Source organism: Microbacterium sp. ZW3a, from assembly GCF_057167165.1.
This window is the reverse complement of sequence record NZ_CM169903.1, coordinates 2844117-2868485: the sequence shown is the minus strand read 5'-3', so window position 1 is coordinate 2868485 and position 24369 is coordinate 2844117. Positions and strand designations below refer to the sequence as shown.

At 71.2% G+C, this 24369-nt stretch carries 19 protein-coding genes; 11 read left to right on the top strand and 8 right to left on the bottom strand.

From position 1 onward, the window contains the following. Positions 1 to 35: 35 nt before the first annotated feature. Positions 36 to 3548 carry a choice-of-anchor I family protein gene (locus ACU6WY_RS13380; RefSeq protein WP_483820132.1) on the bottom strand — a complete coding sequence of 1171 codons (3513 nt, stop codon included), beginning with the start codon at positions 3546 to 3548 and terminating at the stop codon, positions 36 to 38. 187 nt (positions 3549 to 3735) lie between these two features. On the opposite strand from ACU6WY_RS13380, the gene ACU6WY_RS13375 reads away from it, so the two are divergent. From ACU6WY_RS13375 to ACU6WY_RS13365, 3 genes are all read left to right on the top strand, one after another. After that, a complete protein-coding gene (locus tag ACU6WY_RS13375) occupies positions 3736 to 4458 on the top strand; it encodes a VIT1/CCC1 transporter family protein (protein ID WP_483820131.1) in 723 nt (240 codons plus the stop codon). Positions 4459 to 4516: 58 nt separating this feature from the next. Then, a complete protein-coding gene (locus tag ACU6WY_RS13370) occupies positions 4517 to 5305 on the top strand; it encodes an enoyl-CoA hydratase-related protein (protein ID WP_483820130.1) in 789 nt (262 codons plus the stop codon). 74 nt (positions 5306 to 5379) lie between these two features. Next, the gene (locus ACU6WY_RS13365; protein ID WP_483820129.1) at positions 5380 to 6357 is read left to right on the top strand and encodes a cytochrome b/b6 domain-containing protein; all 978 of its coding nucleotides are present in this window, start codon (positions 5380 to 5382) and stop codon (positions 6355 to 6357) included. Between the two features lie 217 nt (positions 6358 to 6574). On the opposite strand, the gene ACU6WY_RS13360 is transcribed toward ACU6WY_RS13365, so the two are convergent. Beyond that, positions 6575 to 7174, bottom strand: coding sequence for a TetR family transcriptional regulator (locus tag ACU6WY_RS13360; RefSeq protein ID WP_483820128.1), 600 nt, complete (start codon positions 7172 to 7174; stop codon positions 6575 to 6577). Between the two features lie 55 nt (positions 7175 to 7229). Here ACU6WY_RS13360 and ACU6WY_RS13355 point away from each other — a divergent pair, with 55 nt between their 5' ends. From ACU6WY_RS13355 to ACU6WY_RS13345, 3 genes are read left to right on the top strand one after another with little or no spacing between them, the layout of a single operon-like run. Further along, positions 7230 to 7838 (top strand): biotin transporter BioY, encoded by a 609-nt coding sequence (locus ACU6WY_RS13355; protein WP_483820127.1) that lies wholly within the window; start codon positions 7230 to 7232, stop codon positions 7836 to 7838. Continuing rightward, entirely contained in the window at positions 7835 to 8518 is a 684-nt protein-coding gene (locus tag ACU6WY_RS13350) for an energy-coupling factor ABC transporter ATP-binding protein (protein WP_483820126.1), read from the top strand. Before ACU6WY_RS13355 ends, ACU6WY_RS13350 begins: the two co-directional genes overlap by 4 nt. Continuing rightward, positions 8512 to 9108, top strand: coding sequence for a CbiQ family ECF transporter T component (locus ACU6WY_RS13345; RefSeq protein WP_483820125.1), 597 nt, complete (start codon positions 8512 to 8514; stop codon positions 9106 to 9108). The genes ACU6WY_RS13350 and ACU6WY_RS13345 overlap by 7 nt, the downstream gene beginning before the upstream one ends. 72 nt (positions 9109 to 9180) lie before the next feature. On the opposite strand, the gene ACU6WY_RS13340 is transcribed toward ACU6WY_RS13345, so the two are convergent. From ACU6WY_RS13340 to ACU6WY_RS13330, 3 genes are all read right to left on the bottom strand, one after another. Beyond that, the gene (locus ACU6WY_RS13340) at positions 9181 to 10746 is read right to left on the bottom strand and encodes an HNH endonuclease signature motif containing protein (protein ID WP_483820124.1); all 1566 of its coding nucleotides are present in this window, start codon (positions 10744 to 10746) and stop codon (positions 9181 to 9183) included. Positions 10747 to 10852: 106 nt separating this feature from the next. Continuing rightward, positions 10853 to 11614 (bottom strand): coenzyme F420-0:L-glutamate ligase, encoded by a 762-nt coding sequence (cofE, locus tag ACU6WY_RS13335; RefSeq protein ID WP_483820123.1) that lies wholly within the window; start codon positions 11612 to 11614, stop codon positions 10853 to 10855. A gap of 1 nt (position 11615) precedes the next feature. After that, a complete protein-coding gene (locus ACU6WY_RS13330; RefSeq protein WP_483820122.1) occupies positions 11616 to 12122 on the bottom strand; it encodes an N-acetyltransferase family protein in 507 nt (168 codons plus the stop codon). 108 nt (positions 12123 to 12230) lie between these two features. On the opposite strand from ACU6WY_RS13330, the gene ACU6WY_RS13325 reads away from it, so the two are divergent. Further along, on the top strand, positions 12231 to 13172 hold the full coding sequence (locus ACU6WY_RS13325) for a DUF817 domain-containing protein (protein ID WP_483820121.1): 942 nt from the start codon (positions 12231 to 12233) through the stop codon (positions 13170 to 13172). Here ACU6WY_RS13325 and ACU6WY_RS13320 read toward each other — a convergent pair. After that, positions 13132 to 14727, bottom strand: coding sequence for an MFS transporter (locus ACU6WY_RS13320; protein WP_483820120.1), 1596 nt, complete (start codon positions 14725 to 14727; stop codon positions 13132 to 13134). The genes ACU6WY_RS13325 and ACU6WY_RS13320 overlap by 41 nt on opposite strands. Positions 14728 to 14840: 113 nt before the next feature. Here ACU6WY_RS13320 and ACU6WY_RS13315 point away from each other — a divergent pair, with 113 nt between their 5' ends. Beyond that, the gene (locus tag ACU6WY_RS13315) at positions 14841 to 15401 is read left to right on the top strand and encodes a thioesterase family protein (RefSeq protein ID WP_483820119.1); all 561 of its coding nucleotides are present in this window, start codon (positions 14841 to 14843) and stop codon (positions 15399 to 15401) included. 1 nt (position 15402) lies between these two features. Here the strand turns inward: ACU6WY_RS13315 and ACU6WY_RS13310 are convergent, their stop codons facing one another. Then, positions 15403 to 16137, bottom strand: coding sequence for an arsenate reductase/protein-tyrosine-phosphatase family protein (locus tag ACU6WY_RS13310; RefSeq protein WP_483820118.1), 735 nt, complete (start codon positions 16135 to 16137; stop codon positions 15403 to 15405). A gap of 94 nt (positions 16138 to 16231) precedes the next feature. Between ACU6WY_RS13310 and ACU6WY_RS13305 the strand changes: the two genes are divergently transcribed. Together ACU6WY_RS13305 and ACU6WY_RS13300 are read left to right on the top strand one after the other, a co-directional pair. Beyond that, a complete protein-coding gene (locus tag ACU6WY_RS13305; protein ID WP_483820117.1) occupies positions 16232 to 16558 on the top strand; it encodes an ArsR/SmtB family transcription factor in 327 nt (108 codons plus the stop codon). Continuing rightward, positions 16555 to 17538: an arsenate reductase/protein-tyrosine-phosphatase family protein gene (locus ACU6WY_RS13300; RefSeq protein WP_483820116.1), complete on the top strand. Its 984-nt coding sequence runs from the start codon at positions 16555 to 16557 to the stop codon at positions 17536 to 17538. Before ACU6WY_RS13305 ends, ACU6WY_RS13300 begins: the two co-directional genes overlap by 4 nt. Before the next feature lie 15 nt (positions 17539 to 17553). Here the strand turns inward: ACU6WY_RS13300 and ACU6WY_RS13295 are convergent, their stop codons facing one another. Beyond that, positions 17554 to 18534, bottom strand: a complete 981-nt coding sequence (locus ACU6WY_RS13295) for an acetylxylan esterase (RefSeq protein ID WP_483820115.1) — start codon at positions 18532 to 18534, stop codon at positions 17554 to 17556. Between the two features lie 256 nt (positions 18535 to 18790). On the opposite strand from ACU6WY_RS13295, the gene ACU6WY_RS13290 reads away from it, so the two are divergent. Beyond that, a complete protein-coding gene (locus tag ACU6WY_RS13290) occupies positions 18791 to 24295 on the top strand; it encodes an alpha-L-arabinofuranosidase C-terminal domain-containing protein (protein WP_483820114.1) in 5505 nt (1834 codons plus the stop codon). The last annotated feature ends 74 nt before the right edge of the window (positions 24296 to 24369 follow it).

The window sequence follows — 24369 nt, the reverse complement described above, 5'->3', positions numbered from 1 at the left end:
CCACCCGCACGGGTGAGGGCCGTTCCGGACCGGGGTCAGGCCGTGCGGCGCTTGCGCAGGGCGAAGGCCAGGCCACCCGCGACGAGCAGGAAGCCGCCCGCCAGCGCGAGGCCGAACGGGGCCTCGGCGCCGGTGGTCGCGAGGGCGCTTCCGGCCTGCGCGTTCGACGACGACTGGCCGTTGCCCGTCTGGCCGCTACCGGGCTGGCCGGTGCCCGGCTGCTCGGTACCCGGCTGCTCCGTGCCCGGCTGCTCCGTGCCGCCACCGGGGGTGCCGGTGAACAGGGCCGCGCGACCGGTCGAGGCCGGGTCGACGACCGTCATCGCTTCGAAGTACGCGATGGTGGCATCCAGGTCGATCTGGCCGGTGTCGGTGCGGTCGGTGCCCTTGGCGAAGGTCGAGAATCCGTCGCCGCCGTTCGCGAGGAACGAGTTGGTCACCACGGTGAAGGTGTCGGTGTCGGCGACCTTCTTGCCCTGGTAGGTCATCGACACGACGGAGCCGACGCGCGGGTTGGTGGCATCCTGCGTGTACTCGTAGGAGAAGCCCTCCGAGACGCCGAGGTGCAGCTTCGGACGGTCGCCCGTGGCCTTCCACTGCTCGTTCAGGATGCCGCGGATCTGCTCACCCGTGAGGGTGACGGTGACGAGGGTGTTGGCGAACGGCTGCACGAGTGCGGCCTCCTTGTAGGTGACCACGCCGTCCTCGCCCTTGAGCAGGTCGGCGCGCAGGCCGCCGGGGTTCATGAGCGCGATCTGCGCCTTCGTTCCCCCGTACGCCGGGTTCTCCGACGTCGCCCACAGGTAGACGTCGGCGACCCAGTTGCCCATCGACGACTCCACGCCACGGTCGGATCCCGAGGGGGTTCCGCCGCGCATGATGTCGGCGCTGACCGCACCGACCGGCTCGGCGCCGATGACGTCGGCCTCGGCGACGTACTCGGCGACCTTGGCCTGGATCGCGGCATCCGCCGGGAAGGCCTTGGCAACCGGGAAGGTGGCGGCGTCGATGGATGCCAGCTCGTCGGCGCGCTTGTCGTACCGCAGCGACAGCTGGCCGAGGGCCTTGCCGTACTCCGACGCCTGGATGACGGGACGGGTGCGGTCGGTACCGGCGACGGGCACGTCGCACGCGTACGTCTGGTGCGTGTGCGCCGAGACGATCGCGTCGATCTCGGGCGAGGCCTGCGTGGCCAGCGCGCCGAAGCCCGCCTGGTCGCCCGCGACGTCTGTGCAGTTGTTCGAGGTGGCAGCCCCCGAGTGCGTGAGCAGGACGATCACGTCGGCGAGGTCGCCCTCGGTGATCTCGGCGGCCACGCGGTTCGCGGCCTCGAGCTGGTCACCGAACTCGATGCCGGCGATACCGGCGGGGTCGACCATCGTGGCGGTGTCTTCGGTGACGGTACCGATGAACGCGATCCGCACGCCGTCGACCTCCTTCACGGCGAACTCGTCGAGGACGGGCTCCTTGGTGCCCTTCGCGTAGACGTTGGCGCCGAGACCGAACTCGCCGCCGCCGTACTCGGGGAGCACGCGGTCGGTGAGGTCGGCGAACCCGCGGTCGAACTCGTGGTTACCCACGGCCGAGACGTCGAGGCCCGCGTCCACGAGCGTGTCGATCGTGGGGCTGTCCTGCTGGATCAGCGACGTGAACGTCGAGGCGCCGATGTTGTCGCCCGCAGACACGAACAGGGTGTTCGGGTTCAGGGCCTCGGTGGTGTTGACGGCGCCCGCGATCACGGCGGCGCCGGCCTCGCCCTGCGATCCGGCTTCCAGGCGGCCGTGGAAGTCGTTGATCGTCAGGATGTCGATCTCGGCCACGTTCGGGTCCTGCACCGCGTAGAGCGTCGTGGTGCCCGAGACCTCGTTGCCGACGGCCACGAGCGGCCGGCCGGTCGGAGACATCTCGGCGGGAATGAACTCCAAGCCCTCGGGGCCGAGGTCGCCGGCGCGCGAAAGGACCTCGCGGTCGGCTGCCTCGTCGCCCGTGACGTCGTCTTCCACCGACACCGAGAAGTCGCGGTTGTTGATGTAGGAGGCGTACGTCGGGGCGCTGGGGTCGGTGATGTCGTACGCCATCACACCGCCCACACGCTCGAGACCGATGAAGGCGTAGGTGCGCCCCTCGACGGTGCCGAGCGCGAGTCCCTCGGGCTCGGGGCCCTTGTCGTCGCTGCGGCCCTCGAGGTTGGACTCGGAGTGGTTGGAGTTGAAGAACGCCGGGTTCGCGTCGTGCGTGATCTCTTCGAAGGCGGAGCCGGAGTCGAACACCTGCGTGCCCGTCTCGGCATTCCACACCGAGAACCCGCGGCCACCGAACGTGTACAGCTCCGTGTAGCAGGTGCCGTCGTCGTTCAGGCCCATGTCAGTCGCGACGTTGAGGCGACCGAGGTCGGCGTCGCCGAGCTTGCCGGCGAGGGGGCTGTCGGCGCAAACGGGGGCGAGCCCGTTGGACCCGAGGTCCTTCACGCGTGCGGTGTCGTTGAAGTCGCCCCACTCGCGGCCGTCGCCCTCGTTGGCCGTGACGAGGTAGGTCTTCCCGTCGACCTCGTAGGCCTGCATGCCGTCGGGCATGTACATGCCGAACAGGCCCGGGTAGCTCTTCTCGTTGTACACGGGGGCGTTCCGCGGGTCGCGGTCGCTCGCGTCGAGCGTCTGGGTGCCGTAGTCCTTGAAGCCGAGCGACCAGACGTCGGTCACCGTCGCCGAGGCGATGTCGATCACGGCCACCGCGTTGGCTTCCTGCAGCGCGGCGTAGGCCGTGCCGCCGGCGACGGCGATGTACTCGGGCTCGAGGTTGCGGCTGACGCGGTTGGATGCCAGGGGCGCGTCGCCCTGGTCCGGCGCGGCCACGTCGGGCCCGGACACGCGCACGTCGGCGTCGAGCGTCTTGGCGCCGCCCTCTTCGAACGCGCCGAATCCGGCGGTGCGCACGGCCTCCTGCGCCGGAGCCGACTTGCCACCGGGGAGCGCGACGACGCCGATGGAGCCCTCGGGGTCGGTGGAGAATTTGTCGGCCGGCTCGCCCTCGTTGGCGACGATGGCGTAGGCGCCGTCGTCGCTCAGCGTGACCATGTCGGGAAGTGACCCGACGGTGACCTCGCCCAGGATGGTCGCGGTGGCGGCATCAGCGTCGAAGAACACCAGTCGGCCGGGGGCCGTCTTGTCTTCCGCCTCGAGCGCCACGACGCCGAGGCCGTCGGCGCGGACCGCGAGGGAGTTGGCGACCCCGGTGCCGGCGAGAGAGTAGAGCTTGGTCGGCGCGGCCGGGTTGCTGTTGTCGAGCACGTCGACGGCGCCGGCCTGCGCGTTCACGACGAACAGGCGGTCCTTGTAGGCGTGCACGATCTCGGCGGCCGAGGCGTCGAAGACGCCCGTCTCGTAAGAGCCGATCGGACGCAGAGTGAGCGATGTGTCGGGTGCGGTGTCACGGACGGGATCGGCGACGATGGCGGCGGAGGCCACGGTCGATCCGGTCAGCGCGAGCGCGCACACCGCGGAGGCTGTCACGGTGACCGCGACAGCGCGGCGAAGGAAAGTCGAAGGCATGAACGTCCTCGGTGCGGGGCGGGCGGATTGGTGCGACCGACACGGGGCGCCGATCGCGCCCACTGTGTCGCGCTGTCATGACGTTCCGGTGAACGGGGCACGAATGCGCGGTACGCAGGTGTGTCGAAGATCACCCCGCGGTTCCACTCCGCGCAGGCGGTGGGGACGAGGGGACTAGCCTGACCGCATGACCGATTCGCCCGTGGGGGCGCACCCCGATGAACCTCACCGGCAGGGACTCGCACAGCGATTGAACTGGCTCCGCGCAGGAGTGCTCGGCGCGAACGACGGCATCGTCTCGACGGCGGCGGTCGTCGTCGGTGTCGCGGGGGCGACGAGCGAGGTCGGGCCCGTGCTCATCGCGGGTCTGGCGGCCCTGGTGGGTGGCGCGATCTCAATGGCTCTCGGCGAGTACGTATCGGTGTCGAGCCAGCGCGACAGCGAGCACGCGCTCATCCAGAAGGAGCGCCGCGAGCTCGCGGAAGATCCGGATGCCGAGTTCGCCGAGCTCGTCGGTCTGTACGAGGCGCGTGGTTTGACCTCCGACACGGCGACACGAGTGGCGACCGAGCTCACGGCATCCGATGCCCTCAAGGCGCACCTCTCGGTCGAGCTGAACATCGACGCGGACGACGTGGTGAGCCCCTGGGCGGCGGCGCTGGCATCGGCCGTGGCGTTCACGGTCGGCGCGATCCTGCCGATGCTGACGATCCTGCTCGCGCCGGTCGAGGTGCGCGTGCCGCTGACCTTCGTCGCGGTGCTCCTGGCTCTCGCCCTGACGGGGTACCTGGCCGCGTGGATCGGTGGAGCACGACGGGGCCGCGCGATTGTGCGCACGGTCGTCGGCGGAGCGCTCGCGCTCGGGGCGACCTACGCGGTGGGCGCGCTGTTCGGGGTGGCGGCGGGCTGATACCGGCGATGTCGGCGGGTCGTGCGACGATGCCGGGAACGATCACGACGGGAGTGGCATGAGCGATCAGAGCACCACGTACGAGACGATCCGGGTCGAGCAGCGCGGGCGTGTGGGGTGGATCACCCTCGACCGACCCGAGGCGTTGAACGCCCTGAACACGCAGTCGATGACCGACGTGGTCGCCGCCGCAACGGCGTTCGACGCCGCGACCGACATCGGGGCGATCGTGATCACCGGTTCCGAGAAGGCCTTCGCGGCGGGTGCCGACATCAAAGAGATGGAGGGCAAGTCCGGGCTCGAGATGACCCTCACCGACCACTTCGGCGCGTGGAGCCGTTTCGCGGCGGTCCGCACGCCCGTGATCGCCGCGGTGTCGGGGTACGCCCTGGGCGGCGGGTGCGAACTCGCCCTCATGTGCGACATCATCCTGGCCTCCGACGGCGCGAAGTTCGGCCAGCCCGAGGTCCAGCTCGGCGTGATTCCGGGCATGGGCGGTACGCAGCGGCTCGTTCGCGCCCTCGGCTCCTACAAGGCGGCCGACATGGTCCTGACCGGGCGCATGATCGACGCGGTCGAGGCCGAGCGGGCCGGCCTCGTCTCGCGGATCGTGCCCGCCGCCGACCTGCTCGACGAGGCGGAGGCGGTCGCTCGCACCATCGCCGAGAAGCCGCTCCCCGCCCTGTACGCCGCGACGGCGGCGCTCGACGTCGCCCTCGAGTCGACGCTCGCCGAGGGCGTGCGGTTCGAACGCCAGGCCTTCGCGTCGCTGTTCGACACCACCGACCAGAAAGAGGGCATGGCCGCGTTCCGCGAGAAGCGGCCGCCCGAGTTCCTTCACCGCTGAGCGATCAGAGGGGCGGGCCGGGCCGGGTTCGGTATCGTCGGGAGTTCAGTCTTTCGCTCCGGCCCGAGAAGTAGATGGCGTCCACACCCCGCATCCCCCAGCCCGGGTCGTCGCGCGTCGAACCACGCCGCATCGGTGGCTACACGCGGGCCCAGTGGGTGGGGTCGGTGGCCGTGCTCGGGGTCGCGGCGCTCGTGCTCGCGGGAATGCTCGTGCTGATGGCCCGTGTGCTGGTGTCGGTGGAGCCGGTCCGGGAGTTCCTGGCGACCTATCCCGGTGAGTACGCCCTCCCCACGGGGGCGCCGGTGGGGATCCCCGCGTGGCTCGGCTGGCAGCACTTCCTCAACAGCCTGTTCCTGCTCCTCGTCATTCGCTCGGGGCTGCAGTTCCGGCGCGAGAAGCGCCCGAACGCGTTCTGGTCGCCACGGGGCAACAAGCGGCGCCGGATCAGCCTCGCGCTGTGGTTCCACCAGGCGATCGACGTGTTGTGGATGGCCAACGGCGTCGTCTTCGTGGTGCTCCTGTTCGCCACGGGGCAGTGGGTGCGGATCGTTCCGACGTCGTGGGAGGTCATCCCCCACGCGCTGTCCGCCGCGCTGCAGTATGCGTCGCTGGACTGGCCGACCGAGAACGGGTGGGTGAACTACAACAGCCTCCAACAGCTGTCGTACTTCGCGGTCACCTTCGTCGCGGCGCCGCTGGCGATCGTCACGGGCGTGCGGCTGTCGGGCGTGTGGCCGCGCGACGCCGAGCGCCTGAACCGCCTCTTCCCCGCGGAGTGGGCGCGTGGCATCCATTTCCCGGTCATGCTCTTCTTCGTCGCGTTCATTGCGGTGCACGTCTTCCTCGTGCTCGCGACCGGCGCGCTGCGCAACCTGAACCACATGTACGCGGCGCGGGGATCGGTCGCCCCCGACGCGTTCGCCTCCGACCCGACGGGTCTGCTGCTGTTCGCGGCATCCCTGCTGGCGATGGCTGTGGCGTGGATCGCCGCGCGCCCGTCGGTGCTCATCCCGATCGCGCGGCTGTTCGGTGAGGTGAAGCAGCGCTGACGCGGGTTCCCGGGCGTGCTGCCGGTGGCGGGCGCCCGCGGCGGTCCGCGTGGGCCGGCGAAAGCACACGTTCGGTACGAACGCCCACGTTGCTGCGCGCCATAGCGTGTGCGTTCGTGTGGATCGTGTGCCCTCGTGGCGCCTGGGCGGCGGCGGCGCGGCCCGGGCGGCGTGCGCGGGTGCCGCGGCCCGGGCGGCCCGCGCGGCGGCGAGGCGCTTACGCGGACCGGGATGCCGCCGCGTGCAGGCCGCGGTGGATCAGCTCGACGCCGAACGTGAAGTCGGCGTCGGGGAGGTGTGGTGCGGCGGCGCCCGCATCGGGAGCAGCGCCGGATGCCACCACGCCGACGCTGTCGTACTGCAGGCGCTGCTGCTCGTGCCAGACGTGCCCGAGCACGAAGTGCCGCAGCGTCGTCGCCGCCCGTGCGGAGGTGTCGGCGTCGAACCCCTCCGCGGCGACGGCGGCGGCGAGGCGGTCGTGCGCCGACGTGGATCCGAGGCCGAGCGCGAGGGTGCTGGAGACGACCTCGGCGCCGTCGCGATAGGCCAGAAGTGCGTCGCGCAGCGCGCGCGCCTCGGCGATTACGCCGGAGCCGACGAGCAGGGATGCCGCCCGCCCCACGATGCGGTCGGACAGCTCGGCCAGCAGCGACTGCTTGTTGGCGAAATGCCAGTACAGCGCGCTCGGCTGCACGTCGAGCCGTGCTGCGAGCCGCCGCATCGTCAGATCGGCCAGTCCGTCGTCGTCGAGGATCTGCAGCGCGGCGCGCGCGACGTCGTCGGCGGAGTGGCCGCGACCGCGTCCGGGAGGAGTCACGCTCCTGAGTATAGTGAACGGCGTTCAGGTGAACAGTGTTCAGGTAAGGATTGACATGACCCCTCGTACTCCGGATGCCACCGACCTCGCCCGCGTCGCCGTCTTCGCCGCGCTCATCGCCGTGCTCGGTCTGCCGGGGAGCTTCCCCGTCTTCGGCGGCGTTCCCATCACGGCCCAGACGCTCGGTGTGATGCTCGCCGGCGCCGTGCTCGGTCCGTGGCTCGGCGCCCTGTCGGTGACGGTCCTGCTCGCTCTCGTCGCGGTCGGACTGCCGCTCCTGGCCGGCGGACGCGGCGGATTCGCCGTGTTCGCGGGGCCGACCGCCGGGTACGCGCTCGGGTGGATTCTCGGCGCCATCGTCGTCGGGCTCATCGTGCACGCTGGCAACCGGCGCCCCGTCTGGTGGCGAACCGCCCTGGCGATGCTCGCCGGGGGTGTCGTCGCGATCTACGCGCTCGGCATCCCGGTGCAGAGCCTGGTCACGCGACTCCCGCTGGCCGAGACGACCCTCACGAGTCTCGTGTTCGTGCCGGGCGACCTCCTGAAGGCGGCGATCGCGACGATCGTGGTGACTGTGCTCGTGCGGGTGTATCCGCGCGGCTTCCGTCGGCAGTGGCGTTCCGATGTCGGCGCGGAGTCTGCCCCCGTGGGCGCTGCGGCGTGATCCTGCGCTGTCGCGACCTCGGCGTGCGCCTCGAGGGCCGCCACGTGCTGCGCGCGGTGAGCCTCGACCTCGACGCCCGCACGGTCGCGGTGATCGGCGACAACGGCTCGGGCAAGTCGACCTTCGCGCGCGTGATCGCGGGGCTCGTGCGCCGCACGGAGGGGGAGCTGCGCGTGCTCGGACTCGACCCCGAGACCGATGCCGCCGAGCACCGCCGCCGCGTAGCCCTCGTGTTGAGCAACCCCGACGCGCAGATCGTGATGCCCCTCGTCGCGGACGACGTCGCGTTCTCGCTGCGGGCGGAGCGGCTCCCCCGCGCTCTCCGCGCGGCGCGGGTGTCGGAGGCTCTGGCGAGGTTCGGTCTGTCCGATCTTGCCGATCGGCCCGCCCACGACCTCTCGGGCGGGCAGAAACAGGTGCTCGCGCTGTGCGGCGCGTTCGTGCGCGCGCCCGCCCTCGTCGTCGCCGACGAGCCCACGGCCTTCCTCGACGCGCGCAACGCGCGCCGCGTCGCCGACCACCTCCTCGCCGACGCCGGGCACGCCCTGGCGCTCGTCACGCACGACCTGGCGCTCGCGCGCCGCTGCGACGCCGCGGTGCTGTTCGCCGACGGTCGCGTCGCCGCCGCCGGAGCGGCATCCGGAGTGGTCGACGCGTACGAGCGGACGCTGGTGTGCTGAGCCTGTATCGGCCCGGCGCGGGCGTCTTGCATCGGATGCCGGCCGGCCCGAAGATGATCCTGCTCGCGGCCGCGGCGGTCGGTCTCGCCGCGTTGCCGACGGTGGCGTGGGCGGCGGCGGTGTGCGCGGCTGCGGTTCTCGGGGCGTACGTCGTTTCGGGCGTCGGTCTGCGCGAGCTCGCGCGCCAGGCCGGGGCGCTCCGCTGGGTCGTCGCGGTGACCGCGCTCGGGCAGATCATCTTTCTCGGGCCCGAGCCCGCCCTCGCCAACACGGCGCGGGTGGCGGCGGCGCTGCTCGTCGCCGCGCTGCTCCCCCTGACGACCCGCGTCGAAGACCTGCTCGACGCACTCGAACGCGGGCTCGGGCCCCTTCGCGGGTGGGGGATGGATGCCGAACGCGCGGCGCTCCTCCTCGCGGTGGCGATCACGACGATCCCGGTGCTCGCTCGCCTGGGTGCCGAGGTGCGCGAGGCCCAGCGCGCGCGAGGGGCGCGCCCGTCGCTGCGGGCGAGCATGGTGCCGTTCATCGTGCTGTCGCTCCGCCACGCCGATCAGCTCGGCGAGGCGCTTGCGGCGCGCGGGGTGCGGTGAGCGTGCGCCCCCCTTCGGCGTGCGTGCTCTGAGCGGCCGACCACCCCGAACCGGGGTGGTTCTGCCTCGCGCCTAGAAGGGCGGCGGGTCGGCGTCGATGCGCGTGCCGAGGGGGGAGAGCCAGAACAGGTCACCGGTGTCGGGATCTCGTGCGGGGGCCCACCGCGTCTCGTGGCGGATGCGATGGTGGCGGCGGCACTCGGGTTCGAGGTTCTCGTCGTCGGTGGGGCCGCCCTCGCCCCAGGCTCGCAGGTGGTCGAGGTCGCATTCTCGGGCGGGGCGCCCGCAGCCGGGGAAGACACACGTCGGCGAGGTGATGCCGAGCCAGCGGCGGAGCGCGGCGGGCACGCGGTAGGCCGTTCGGTCGAGGGTGAGGGGTGCGCCGGTGACCGGATGGGTGAGGACGCGGATCCACGACGTCGCCTCGCCCGCGAGACGTCGTGCGGTATCGAGGTCGATGGGGCCGTAACCGTCGAGCGTCGCCGGTGTCGTGTCGGCACCGAGCAGGGTGAGCACGGGGATCGTGACGACGACGCCGGGGCCGGCGGCCGGCGTGGGGCCGGCGCCCGGCGCAGGGCCGGCGGCGGGCGCGGAACCCGCGCCGAGACCGGTGCTCGCGCCGAGACCGGTGCCCGCGCCGAGACCGGGGCCCGCGCCGAGACCGGTGCTCGCGCCGAGACCGGGGCAGGCCGCGAGGCCGCTCGCCTCAGAGCGCGTCGACCCCGTGAGGAGATCCGCGAACGCGTCGGCGCGGAGCTGGGTGAGCGTGCGCTCTTCGTCGGGCGCCGTGCTCAGGTGGCGAGCGAGCCGGTCGACCCGCGTCATCGCGTCTGCCGCCCGGTCGGCGGGGAGCAGCGCGGTGAGCGTTGCCATGCCGTCGAGCTCGGCCGTCATCCACACGCCCCGGTCGCGCCGGGCCCGCTGGTGGCGGATCTCGATCGACTCGGCGTGCACCCGCTCGCGCAGCACACGGGCCGAGACAGCGAACCGGGCCGGAGGAAGCCGGAGCGCGCGATCGAGGACGCCGGTGTCGAACGCCTCCCACGAATCAGCATCGTCGGGGAGGGAGGCCGCCAGCCGGGCGGTCTCGACCGCGTGGCGTTCGGACACGTCTCCGTCGGCAAACGCGGCCCAGAGGCGCGGGCAGCGTGCGCGCAGGGTCTCGGCGTGCGCGGCGCGCGTGCGCACCGTCTGCTCGGCCACGCGCAGACGAACGGCGATTTCGGCGACCGCTGCGCGTTCGGCCATGTCGATCCGGTCGCGCCGGACCGCGGCGGCCGTGCGCCCGCGCGGATCGTGCCAGATACCGTCGAGCGTGGGGTCGGGTCCGACCCAGGGCTCGGGGTCGGCGACCGCATTGACGAGGATGCGATGGATCAGACCGTATTCGGCGGACGTCGCGCGATGCCGCTCGCGGGCACGGTCATCGAGTCGGTCGAGGAGCCGAGCGGCGACGGAGGCGGCATCGTGGGGCGACCTGACGTCTGCACACCCCGCGTCGAGCTCGTCGCTCAGACCGAGTTCGACCGCCCACGCCGAGTCGGCAGCCGCCTGCATCTCAGCTTCCCCAGGTTCGGGTGCTCCACCCCACGGATCGACCGGCATCGGCCGGTCGCTCAGCGGTGTGCGGATTCCCATGCTCGAACACTAACGAGGGGGTCCGACATCGCCCCGGGTCAGGGGCGGGCGAGGTCCGAGCCCGCCAGAGCCAGGCCACGAGGCGTCGAACGCACCGTCTGCTCGGTCACGGGTCGACGGACGCCACCCCGGCCGCCAGCCCCTCGGCATACGCCTCGTCGGCCCCCAGGCGGAACATGTCGTGCGCGGCATCCCGCACGATCGATCGCGCGCCCGGCAGATCGAGGTCGCCGACGAGATCCGGGCGACCGCGCACGATCGCGACGGGCAACCGCGCGGCCTTGCCCTTGACGAGGTCGGTGGCCGCGGCCAGTTCGTCGGCGACGCACGGCAGCGTCACGACGAGCGGGCGGCCCTCGGCATCCGTGGTTCCGCGAAGGTCTTCGAACACGTGCACCCCCGCGGCGCCGATCGCGTGATCGGTCTGCCCCTCGCGCCACGCACGGCCGAGCGTGTCGGTGATGAGCACCCCGACGCGGGCGCCCGTGGACGCCCGCAGCCCCGCCGCCAGAGCGCGCGCCGAGGCGTCGGGGTCTTCGGGCAGCAGCAGCACGGTGCCCTCGGGGGTGTTGCTCGCGTCGACGCCGGCGGCGGCCGAGACGATCCCGAGCCGGTTCTCGACGATGCGCGTGACGTGCCCCGAGGGAGAAGTGCGGGATGCCACGAGCCGCACGGTCTCGCGCGTGATCGCGTCTTCGCGGTCATCGGCCCGGAGGATGCGCCCCTCGGCCTTCGAGACGATCTTGCTCGTGACCACGACGATGTCGCCGTCGCGAAGCGTGTCGCCCGCGGCTTCGTGGATCACCGCGACCAGGTCGGTTCCCGGTGAGATCTCACCGATGCCGGCGAGGGCCCAGATCTGCAGCACGTCAGCGGACGAAACGCACCTCGGTGAGCTCCTCACCGAGGAAGGGCTGCACCTGGGTCGCACCGTCGAGCGCGAAGCCGTTGCGCGTGTAGAAACGGTGCGCGCGCGGGTTGTCGTCGGCGACCCAGAGGTAGAGTCCCTCGCCCTCTTCGACGGCGGCGTCGAAGAGCTGCTGGCCGATGCCGGTGCCGTGGAACTGGTCGAGGAGGTAGATGAAGTAGAGCTCGCGCGGGCGCGGCGCGTCGTCGTCGCGGGCCGGGCCCGAGCCGACGAAGCCGACGATGTCGCCGTCGACGAGCGCGGCGTGCATGCGGTAGTCGTCGCCCTGGGAGGCCCAGTGGGTCCAGAGCTCGGCCAGGCGCTTGGGGGAAACCGCCTCGAGGGCGGCCGTGCTGATGAGGTGGTCGTACGTCTCGTGCCAGCACGTTGCGTGCACGCGGCCGAGGGCCTCGGCATCCACATCGCGCACCGGACGGACGACGATGTCGGTTCGGGTCTCCGCAGTCATGGCGCGACTCTACGCGGGTGCTCGGCGACGGTGAAATCGGTTCGGGCGACCGGCGCGATGCGGTAAGGCTTCGGCATCCTGCCAGACTCCCGTGCCACGATCCCGGGCATGACCGCGCGCCCGGCCCTCACCTCGGTCGAGGCGCGTATCGACGCCTTTGCAAACCGTCTGCTGCGCTCCGCGCCCGAGACGGGAGCCCGCGCGCGACTGGTCGAGTTCGCGGTCTTCGTGCTCAAGCAGGCGTGGGCGTGCGTGTTCGGCGTGGCCCTGCTCGCGGTCCTGCTCGCCGCGAAGCTCTGGTACCCCGACGATGCGGCGCTCGCGCGCAACGACGCCCTCACGATCGCCGCGGTTCTCATCCAGGTCGGCATGCTCGTCGGGCGGCTCGAGACGCTGCGCGAGCTGCGCGTGATCGTGCTGTTCCACATTGTCGGAACGCTCATGGAGCTGTTCAAGACCGACGTCGGATCCTGGATGTACGCGGCCGACGGCGTGCTGCGAGTGGGCGGCGTTCCGCTCTACAGCGGCTTCATGTACGCCGCGGTCGGCAGCTACATGGTGCGGGTCTACCGCCTGTTCGACCTGCGGTTCTCGCGCTATCCGCGGCGGTGGCTCACCGCGATCGTGGCCGCCGCGATCTACGCCAACTTCTTCACCCACCACTGGATCGTCGACCTCCGGTGGGTGCTCATCCTCGCGGTGGTCGCGCTGTGGTGGCGGACGACCCTGCACTTCCGCTTCTTCCGAGGGACATTCCGGATGCCACTCCTGCTCGCCTTCGCCGGAGTGGCGCTGTTCATCTGGCTCGCCGAGAACATCGCCACGTACGCGGGGGCCTGGCTGTATCCGTCGCAGGTGGCGGGATGGCATCCGGTCGACGCGTCGAAGCTCACGTCGTGGTTCCTGCTGATGATCGTCTCGGTCGTCCTGGTCGCCTGGGTGTATCCGCCGCGCGAACCGGATCCCGCCGATGCGTCGGCAGCTCACAAAGGAATCGCCGTTCCCTCTCTCAGGCGCGGGCGGCATCCGCTCGCTCGTACGAGGCGATGAGCTCGAGCTCACTCGACTTCCCCGGCAGGAAGAACCACGCCACCGCAGCGCCGAGGGCGATCGCGACTGCACCCACGGCGTAGGCGGCGATTGCTCCGGTCATGAGCGATTGCTGCGCGGCCTGGATGATCTGGTCCTTGTACTCCGGGTACTGGTCGGCCACATGCACCGCTGAGGCGTACGACGCTTGCAGCGCTGCGGTGACCTGGTCGCTGATGCTCGATGCCTCGGACGACTCCGAGATGAGCTTGGCGAACGCGTGCGCGAAACCGGCGGCGAGGATGGCGCCCAGTACGCCCTGCATGACCGATCCGCCGAGGTCGCGCTGCAGGTCCGCGGTGGCAGAGGCCATGCCGATCCGACGCACGGGGGTGGACTCGGTGATGGCGCGGGAGGCCGGGGTCATCGCGAAGCCCGCTCCGATCCCGATCACGAGGTAGGCGATCGAGACGTACCAGAACGGCGTGGTCTCGTTCCAGAAGAGCATCGTGACGAACCCGACCAGGACGAACCCGTACCCGAGCATCATCGTGAAGCGGGACCCCCGAGTGAGGACGAGCCGTGCCGACTGCGGGGCGACCAGGAGCAGACCGACGCCGGCGGGGACGATCGAGAGGGATGCCTCCAGGGTCGAGTATCCGAGGATGTTCTGCTGGAACTGCTGCCCGACGAACATCGCGCCCATGAGCGAGCCGAAGACGATGAGTCCGGCGGCCGCGGGAGCCCAGAACGTGCGGCGCCGCGCGACCTTCAGGTCGTAGAGGGGGCTCCGCGCGGTCAGCTGGCGCCACGCGAAGAGCGCGATCAGAACGGCAGCGGAGATCAGCAGGATGACGCCGAACGTGCGCGTGGTCGGCACGAACACCGTCGACAGCCCGAGCACGATCGAGCCGATCATGAACACGGAGATCACGCCACCGAGGTGATCGACCTTGTCGTCGTTCTCGGCGACATGCGACGGGACGAACAGCCACGCGAGGATGACCGCCGCCATCGCGAACGGCACCGCGAGCAGGAAGGCGACACCCCACCACAGCCACAGCAGCAAGATGCCGGCGAGGACCGATCCGATCACGGTCGCGGTCGCGCTGACCGCCGACCACAGCGCGATGGCGACGGTGCGCTGCTTTCCCGGACCCCACAGCGCCGTGATCAGTGAGAGCGTCACCGGGTACGCCATGCCCGCCGCGATACCGGTGAGGATGCGCGCGACGACGAGCATCTCGACGGAGGACGCGAACGCGGCGACGAAGCTGAGGACCACCGTGAATGCCAGGCCGATCAGCAGCAGCTGCTTGCGTCCGTAGCGGTCGGCGACAGCGCCGAGGTACAGCACCGACATGGCGAGGCCGAGAGAGCAGCCGACGGCGACGAGGTTCAGGGCCGTCTGCCCCGCCCCGAAGGCGTCGCCGATGTCGGGCAACGCGATATTGGCCGCCGCGAGGTTGATGTTGCACACCAACGCTCCGAGGATCAGCGCCGTCAGCACGAGCTTCGGGCGGGGCGGCGCGGCAGGGGCGGCGGGCGCGGATACCGCGGCGTCGGCGTCGGTCACGCGACAACAGTAGCGAGCAGCACCCGCCCGGCGCGGGCCGGGGGTGCCGTCGCTTTGTCGGCTCGACACAAGAGAATCGCTCATCTCTAGGGACATCACTACGCTCGCCGGTCGTGAACGTTCTCTGGCGCACCCTGCTCGTCCTCCTCCGCGCGCGGCGACGTCTGCGCCGCGAGGGACCGATCGATCCGAACACGATCGGTCGGATGCCGCTGCGCGTGCTGCCGACCGACATCGACGTGCTGCGCCACCTCAACAACGGCCGATACCTGTCGCTGTTCGACCTCGGGCGCTGGGACCTGCTGACGCGGACGGGCCTCGCCGGAGCGATGAAGGCGCACGGGTGGTACGCGGTGGTGGGGGCCGAAACGATCACGTTCCGCCGTTCGCTGGAGCTGTGGCAGCGCTTCGACCTCGAGACGCGCCTGCTCGGGCACGACGACCGCGCGGTCTATCTCGAGCACCGCGCGGTGGTCGACGGGGAGATCTTTGCCCGGGCGATCATCCGCGCGCGCATTCTGCGGCGCTCGGGCGGCACCGTGCCCCACGACGAACTGTTCGCGGCGGTCGGGCGCCCCGAGGGGCTGCCCGACATCGAGCCGTGGGTGCACGAGTGGGCGGCCGCGTCCGCCCTGCCCTCGACGAAGCGCCCCGCGCCGAGCGAGTGGCGCTGAGCTAGCTGGCGAGCGTACGGACGCCGGGGGTCCCGCTCTCCGCGTCGGCGGGGGCGAGCTGCGCGATCAGATCCTCGACGAGCACCTGCACGTGGTCGCGGAGTTCCCGGACTCCCTCGAGGGAGAGGCCGGCGGGATCGGTCAGATGCCAGTCGAGGTAGCGCCTCCCCGGGTAGACGGCGCACGCGTCACCGCACCCCATCGTGACGACGACGTCCGCCGCGCGGACCACGTCGTCGGTCAACGGCTTCGGGAACTCCTCCGACACGTCCACCCCGATTTCCTGCAGCGCGAGCACCACGTGGGGGAGAAGGTGCTCGGCCGGTTGTGATCCCGCGGAGCGGACGTGGACGCGACCGCCCGCGAGGTGGCGGGTGAGAGCGGCGGCCATCTGGCTACGGCCGGAGTTCTGGACGCAGACGAAGAGGATCTCGGGGACGGGTTTGGCCACGAGGCCGCGCGACTGAGCGAGCGCGGTGAGGCGGTCGCGGGCGAACTTCTCGGCCAGCGTCGGCAGGAGCGAGGACACCCGGGCGGTGCGACCGAGCGCCGTGTAGGACTCGAACACGACGCGTTCCACCGTCTCCTCGCTCACCATCCCCGCGAAATGATGGGCGAGTCGTGCCGCGGCCCTGCTGAGCACCGCGTCCGCGGCCAGCAGGGACTCTTGGCGTCGGCCGACGTGCGGCGGGATCTCGGCATCGGGCGTCTGGGCGGTGAGTGAATTGTTCGACATTGGACCTCCTTCACCACGACTGATTATAGATGAACATCTATGTGAAAACGAGAGGTGAGATAGATCTTTGTCTATCTCGTTCTAGGCTGAGCGTGTGCCTTCGTCTGCGTCCCTGCCCGCCGGTTCCGAACCGGCTCGGCCGCGCCTGGAGCGGTCCACCGCCGAGGTGCTGGCGCGTACGCTCCGCGTCGTCGCCGACCCCACACGTCTGCAGCTGCTCAGCGTGGTGCTCGACTCCGCCGACGGCCGCGCGACGGTGGGGCAGCTGGCCGACGCGCTCGGGCTTCGCCAACCCACGGTGACCCATCACGTGCGGATTCTGGTGGAGGACGAGCTCCTCGTGCGCACTCGGTCCGGCAAGTACATCTGGCTGTCGGTCGCGCCCGACCGCCTCGCGGCGATCGAGGATCTGCTGCGGTGACGAGCGGCGGCGGCACCCATCGGGTGGGGCGGCCCCTCGGGGCCGACGCCGCGCGAGTGCGCGCCGCACAGGCGGCCGTCCTCGGCGACACGGGGGTGCTGCGCGTCCTCAGCGCCATCGCCGCGGGAACACCGGACGCCGAGATCCCCGAGGTGCTGCAGACGTCGACCCTCGCGGTGAGTGACGCGATCGCGCGCCTCGAAGAGGGGGGAATTGTCGGTGTCAGCGCGACCGGCGAGCGAACGCTCACGGCCGACGCCTGGGTTCGGTTCGGTCGGCTGCTGGCGACGGGGTCTCCCGCCCTCTCGGTCGTGAACCCCGACGTCCGCCTCACCGTCCTGCCGGATGCCATCGAGAGCATCGCCCGTGATCTGACGTACCGCTTCAGCTCGACCTTCAGCGCGGAGACGGTGTCGCGGTACGTCGCCGAAAGCTACGCCCTGATCAGTCGTCGCGCCCGCGTGCGGGCTCATCTGCCGATGCTCACCGCGCGGTATGCCGCCGACCGCCTCGACGCCCTCGCGTCGGCGAACGGCCTCGTGCTCCGGGACACTCCGGAGGTGCTCTTCGTCTGCGTGCAGAATTCGGGTCGGTCGCAGATGGCCGCGGCCTACCTCCGCTACCTCGCCGGTGGCGCGGTGCACGTGCGGACCGCGGGGTCCGACCCCGCCGGCGAGATGGACGAGCGCATCGTCCGGTCGCTCGCCGAGGTCGGTGTGCCGTTCGGTGACGAGTACCCGAAGCCCCTGACGGACGAGGTCGTGCAGGCGGCGGACTACGTCGTGACGATGGGCTGCGGCGACGCGTGCCCGGTGTATCCGGGCCGGCGCTACATGGACTGGGACCTCGACGACCCCCTGCTGCTCGACGACACGGGGATCGCCCGCGTGCGCGACGAGGTCCGCGGGCGCGTGGAGGGCCTCATCCGCGAGATGCGGCTCTTCCGGTCGCCGAGCCCGGGAGTACCTGACTCCGTGTGAGGCCCGGCGGCCGGATCAGCCCCGGCCGAAGCGCGCGTCGAGCCACGCGACCTGGCGCGCCCAGTGCCGTGTTCCGCCGCCCTCGTGGCCGTTGTAGGGGTACACCTCGATCGCTGCATCGTCGGATGCCAGGCCGTGGAAGGCCGCGAACACGCCCGACGGCAGCACGATGTCGTCCATCAGTGCCACCGAGAAGAACGCGGGCACGCGAATGCGGCGGGCGAGGATCGCCGCGTCGATGTGCGAGAGGGTGTGCAGCGCCGCCGCGGTGTCGTCGCGGTGGATCGAGAGCCACCGCGTCACCTCGGTGAACGGCGGCGAGGGAGTCCGAACGATCCCGTTCGGGATGTCGCACAGGAACGGCACGTCGGGCATGACCGCGGCGACGGCGTCGCCGGAGAGAGCCGCTGCGGCGATCGCGAGCGCGCCGCCCTGGCTCCCTCCCGCAACGGCGATGCGGGTGGCATCCACCCCCGGCAGGTCGCGGACGACGTCGACTAGGCGCGCGGCGTCGGTGTACAGGCGTCGGTAGTAGTAGTCGCGAGGGTCGAGGATGCCGCGGGTCATCACGCCGGGGTGGGCGGCGGAGGATCCGTGCGGGTCGGGGGTGTCGCCGATGCTCCAGCCGGAGCCCTGGCCGCGAGTGTCCATGATGACGTGCACGTAGCCGGCGGCCGCCCACGCGATCTTGTCGCCGGGGAGGCCGCGGCCGCCGCCGTAGCCGATGTACTCGATGACCGCCGGCAGCACCTCGTCGCCGTGGGGGCGCACGACCCAGCCGCGGATCTCGTCGCCGGCGAACCCGGTGAAGGTGAGGTCGCTCACCGAGAGGGCGCGGACGGGGCCGTCGACGGGGGTCAGGGTGGCGGGCCGGGCGGCGGCGCGCGCCTCGGCGAGCGTCTCGGACCAGAACGCGTCGAGGTCCGCCGGCTCCGTGAGGTCGGGGCGGTACTCGCGCAGCAGCTCGAGCGGCATATCGGTGAAGGTCTGGGCCATGCGGAAGCTCCAACGGATCGGGATGAGGAGACAGTAGCGAACAGGAGCCGGGGTGGTCGACGCGACGCGTGATCGGGGAAACACTCCCCCTGGAGTGTGAGGCCTCACATCTCGACCGGGGTGGGAGCGATTCCACGCAAAACAGTGATTGACAGGCCTCCTGGGCGCATCGAAGATGGTGCAAAGTGAGCGCTCACAATTGGAGCGGTTCCCCACCGGCCCTGCCGGACACCCATCGTCGAGGAGGACGATCTTGGTGCTGTCACGCCCCCACACCGATGAGGCTGCGCGCGGGAGGACGTTCCGCCGCGCCGGCTCCATTCTCGCCACCGCCGCCGTTCTGCTGAGCGGTGTCGTCCCCGCCGTCGGCGCCGCCGCGGCGCCCCTTCCCACCCCCGTCGCGTCGTACGACTTCGCGGACACGAGCGGGACGACGGTTCCCGACGCCTCGGGCAACGGCCACGACGCCGCGATCCGCGGCACCGGGTTCACCGTCGAGGGAGACGCCCTGTCGCTCCCCGGTGGCGCGGCCGGCTCCACCGCCGCGTACGTCCAGCTGCCGACCGGGCTCTTCGACGGCCGCAGCACGGTCACCGTGTCGGCCTGGCTGCAGGACCGCACCGGCGCGGGGAACCAGGCCGCGATGTTCTTCGGCACCACCGAGAACCTGCCGCAGCAGTACTGGCTGCTGAACCCCGCGAACCCCGCGGGGCGGGTCAAGTCGGTGGTGACCGACGGTCCGCGCATCGCGCAGCCGTGGACCCTTGAGAGCGGGATCGCTCCGACCAACGGGTCCCGCGGCATCCCGGGGCCGGCGGCGACGACCGACTGGGCCCTGTACACCACCGTGATCACCCCCACCTCGATCACCGCGTACATCGACGACACCAAGATCGGCACCGTCGCCACCACGCGCACCGTCGCCGACTTCGGTTCCGACCTCGTGGCCTATATCGGCAAGTCGTCGTACCCCGACCGCCTCTGGAAGGGCGGGGTTCGCGAGGTCGCGATCTTCGACAGCGCGCTGACCGACGACGAGGTGACGGCGCTCGTGGCGCAGGGAACGCCGTCGAACCAGGAAGACGTGGATGCCGCGGCCGCCGCGCTCGCCATTCCCGGGGCCGACGATGTGCGCGGCAACGTGACCCTGCCGACGTCGGGTTCGAACGGGACGACGGTGTCGTGGACCTCGTCCGATCCCTCGGTCGTCTCGGTCACCGGCGAGGTCACGCGCCCCGCGACGGGCGCCGCGGCGAAGACGGTCGAGGTCACCGCGACCGTGAGCAAGGGATCCAGCTCCGCCACGCGCGCTTTCTCCCTCGCGGTGCAGCCACTGCCCGAGGAGCAGGAGCTCGGGGCCTACTTCTTCCCCTTCTTCACCGGCGAGAGCACGACGACCGACGAGGAGATCTCGTTCGCGACGAGCCGCGGCAATGACCCCCGGAGCTGGCTCACGCTCAACGACGGAAAGCCCGTCCTCACCTCCGACCAGGGGGAGGAAGGCATCCGCGACCCGTTCGTGCTGCGCTCGCCCGACGGTGACCGCTTCTACATGCTGTCCACCGACCTGAACATGTTCGACCGCTACAACGGCGACTTCGGCCGCGCGCAGGAGGTGGGGAGCCGCGCGCTCAACGTCTGGCAGTCCGACGACCTGGTGACCTGGAGCCCGCTGCGGCAGATCACGGTCTCCAGCGCCCTCGCGGGCAACACCTGGGCACCCGAGGCCACGTGGGATCCCGACCGCGGCGAGTATGTCGTCTACTGGGCCTCGAACCTGTACCCGAGCGCCTCGACCGACGGGCGTAGCGCGGCCGACAGCTACAACCGCATGATGATGGTCACCACGCGCGACTTCGTCACCTTCAGCGAGCCGACGCCCTGGGTCGATGTGAAGCGCGGCGCGGGCAAGGGCACGATCGACGCCACGATCGTGCGGGACGGCGACGTCTTCTACCGGTTCATCAAGGACGAGGCATCCATGACCGTCCGTCAGGAGAAGTCGACCGACCTCACCGCGACCGTCACCGGCTCGCTTCCGACGACCACCTCGACCCCCGGCTGGCAGCTCGTCAAGGAGCAGATCGGCGTCGGCCAGCCCAACCCCTGGGGCGGCACGTTCACCAACGGCGAAGGCCCCACGGTGTTCGCCGACAACGCCGAGGCCGGTCACTGGTACATGCTCATCGACCAGCCGAGCTACCACGGCGGCCAGGGCTACCTGATGTTCGAGACCCGCGACATCGCGTCGGGGACCTGGACGTCGGTGACGGATGCCGAGCTTCCCAGCCGTCCGCGTCACGGCACGGTGCTGCCGATCACCGCGGAGGAACAGCAGCGGCTGATCGCGGCGTACCCGACCGACGAGACCGCGGACTACTCGATCACCGCCGCTCCCGAGGAGGAGGGGGCGGAGATCTCCGACGAGATGTACGGCGTGTTCTTCGAGGACATCAACAACGCCGCCGACGGCGGGCTCTACGCCGAGCTCGTGCGCAACCGCTCGTTCGAGTTCCTCCCCGTCGACAACCGCGACTTCACCGGCATGACCGCGTGGACGCCCGTGGGCGCCGGGGGCAGCGGCTCGGCGAAGCCCGTCACCGACGCCTCCCGCATGAACGAGCGCAACCGCACGTACCTGCAGCTCGACCTGACGAGCACGGGGGCCGGCACCTACGGCGTGGAGAACGCCGGGTTCGACACCGGCATCGCGCTCACCTCGGGCGCGCTCTACGACGTGTCGTTCTGGGCACGCACGACGGCTCCGGCCGGCACCCCCGTCTCGGTCGTGCTGCGCTCCGCCGACGGGACTCCGCTCTCCGACCCGTTCACCGCCACGGTGGCCGGCGACGGCTGGGTGAAGTACACCGGAACCGTCACGGCGACGGCGACGACCGACCGCGCCCGTCTGCGCGTGCAGGCCGGGGGCGCGGGCAAGCTGCGTCTGGACGAGGTCTCGCTCTTCCCGCGCGACACCTTCCAGGGGCGCCCGAACGGGCTGCGCAAGGACATCGCGCAGAAGATCGCCGACCTGCACCCGAAGTTCGTGCGCTTCCCCGGCGGCTGCATCGTCAACGTCAACAGTCACGAGGACTACTCGGCGGCATCCGGCTACCAGCGTGCGCGGTCGTACCAGTGGAAGGACAGCGTCGGACCGGTGGAGACCCGGGCAACGAACGCCAACTTCTGGGGCTACAACCAGTCGCTCGGCCTCGGCTACTACGAGTACTTCCAGTTCGCCGAGGACATCGGGGCGAAACCCGTGCCCGACGTGCCCGCGCTGCTGAACGGCTGCGGCCAGGCGCTCCAGCCGACCGACCCGGCGCTGCTCGAGCGCCACATCCAGGACACGCTCGACCTCATCGAGTTCGCCAACGGCGGTGTCGACACGACGTGGGGCAAGCTCCGCGCCGACATGGGGCACCCCGCACCGTTCGGTCTCGACCGCATCGAGATCGGCAACGAGGAGAACTACCCCGAGGCGTTCATGGCGAACTTCGTGCAGTTCCGGGATGCCATCAAGGAGAAGTACCCGGCCATGATCCTCATCAGCAACTCGGGGCCCGACGCCGAGGGCGCGACCTTCGAGAAGCACTGGGCGCAGAACCGGGCCGAGAAGGTCGACATGGTCGACGAGCACTACTACCGCGACCCGTCGTGGTTCCTCTCGCACAACGCCCGCTACGACGCGTACGACCGCAACGGACCCGACGTGTGGATCGGCGAGTACGCCTCGCGCGACAACCGCTTCTTCAACGCGCTGTCGGAGGCCGCTTACATGACGGGTCTCGAGCGCAACGCCGACGTGGTGAAGATGGCCTCGTACGCGCCGCTCCTGGCCGACCAGAGCAGCACGCAGTGGCGGCCCGACCTCATCTGGTTCGACCGTGACCAGGTGTGGGGCTCGGCCAACTACGAGGTGCAGAAGCTGTTCATGCGCAACACGGGCGACCGCGTCGTGCCGACCACGGCGGCCGGGGATCTGGCATCCACTGGTCTTGCCGGAGCCGTGGGGCTGTCTACCTGGAGCACCTCCGCGCGCTACGACGACGTGAAGGTCACGACGCCCGACGGTGAGACGCTCTTCGCGGACGACTTCTCGGACACCAACGCCGACGGCTGGACGCCGCTCGCGAACGCGGGCTCGTGGTCGGCGGCGGACGGCAGCTACGTGCAGTCGTCGACGACGGCGAACAACACCCTCGTCGCCGGCCCCGCCCTGGAGGCCACCGACTACGACCTGTCGCTGAAGGCGACCAAGCTCGCCGGGGCCGAGGGCTTCCTCGTCGGATTCGGCGTGCAGGGAGCGGGCGACTACCTATGGTGGAACCTCGGCGGCTGGGGCAACACCCGCAGCGTCGTTGAGAAGGCGGTCGGGGGGACGAAGTCGATCCTGACCGACACCGGGACGCCGCGCGTCACGACCGGCCGCACCTACGACCTGCGCATCCAGGTGCGCGGACCCGAGGTGACGCTGTTCGTCGACGGGCAGCAGGCCGGACGCTTCACGAACACGGCGGTCGAGCCCTTCGCCCAGGTCATGACGAAAGACGACGCGACCGGCGACGTCATCCTCAAGGTCGTCAACGCCCAGGCGAAGGAGGCCGCGACGCGGGTCGATCTCGGCGGCCTCGAGGTGCTGCCGACCGCCCAGATGACGGTTCTGTCGGCCGCGCCGTCGGCGGTGAACACGGCGGATGCCACGCCCGTGGCGCCGCAGACGTCGGAGGTCACCGTGAGCGGGAGCTTCACGCGCACGTTCGCGCCGTATTCGGTGACGTTCCTGCGCATGCACACGCGGACGCCCGACACTCAGGCTCCGACCGTGACGGTGTCCACCTCGCCGGGCGCGCCCGACGGAACGAACGGGTGGTTCGTCTCGCCCGTCTCGGTGTCGGCGACCGCGACCGACGACACCGACGACGCGCCCCGTGTGGAGGTCAGCACCGACGGCGGAACCACGTGGGCGGCGTACACCGGCGCGCTCACCCCGGCCGACGGAACCACGACGCTCGCCTTCCGGGCGACGGATGCCGCCGGCAACGTCTCGGCATCCGTCCCCGCCGTGATCCGCGTCGACCGCACGGCCCCGACCGTGGTGAGCGAGATGGATGCCACGACCCGGACGGTCCGCCTCGCGGGCGCCGACAGCGGGTCGGGGGTGGACCGCCTCGAGTACCGCATCGGCGATGCCGGGGAGTGGACCGCGGTGTCGGGGGCTTCGGCCGACGTGCCCGTCCCGGCCGGGGTGACCACGGTGTCGTACCGAGCCGTCGACGCGGCGGGGAATGTCGGCGGCACCGGCTCGGCATCGGTGGGTGCCGGCGCCGGCGACCCGACGCTGTCGGTGTCGGGCGACCTCGTGGCGGGCGGCGTGATCACCGTGTCGGGCGCGGGGTGGTCGGCGGAGGCCGACGGCCTGCTCGAACTGCACTCGACACCGATCGACCTGGGGGTCGTGCGCACCGACGCCGACGGGGCGTTCCGGGTGAACGTCACGCTGCCGGCGACCGTGCCGGCGGGCGCGCACGAGGTGGTCGCGCTGATCGGTGACGAGCGGGTGGCGGTCTCGGTCGAGATTCGCGCGGCGGCGACCCCGGGCCCGGTGCCCCCGTCGACGGGCGGTCCGGCCGCACCGGACGCCGGTTCGCCGCTGGCTGTCACGGGAGGCGCGGTGTCGACCGTCGCCGCCGCGCTGGGGCTGCTCGCGATCCTCGTCGGACTGACGATCCGTCGTCGCCGCCGCGCCGACGCGCGCTGAGCGGAACGCCGAGGCCCCGGCCGCACGTCGTGCGGAGCCGGGGCCTCGGCCGTCGCGCCCGCCCGGGGCGCACG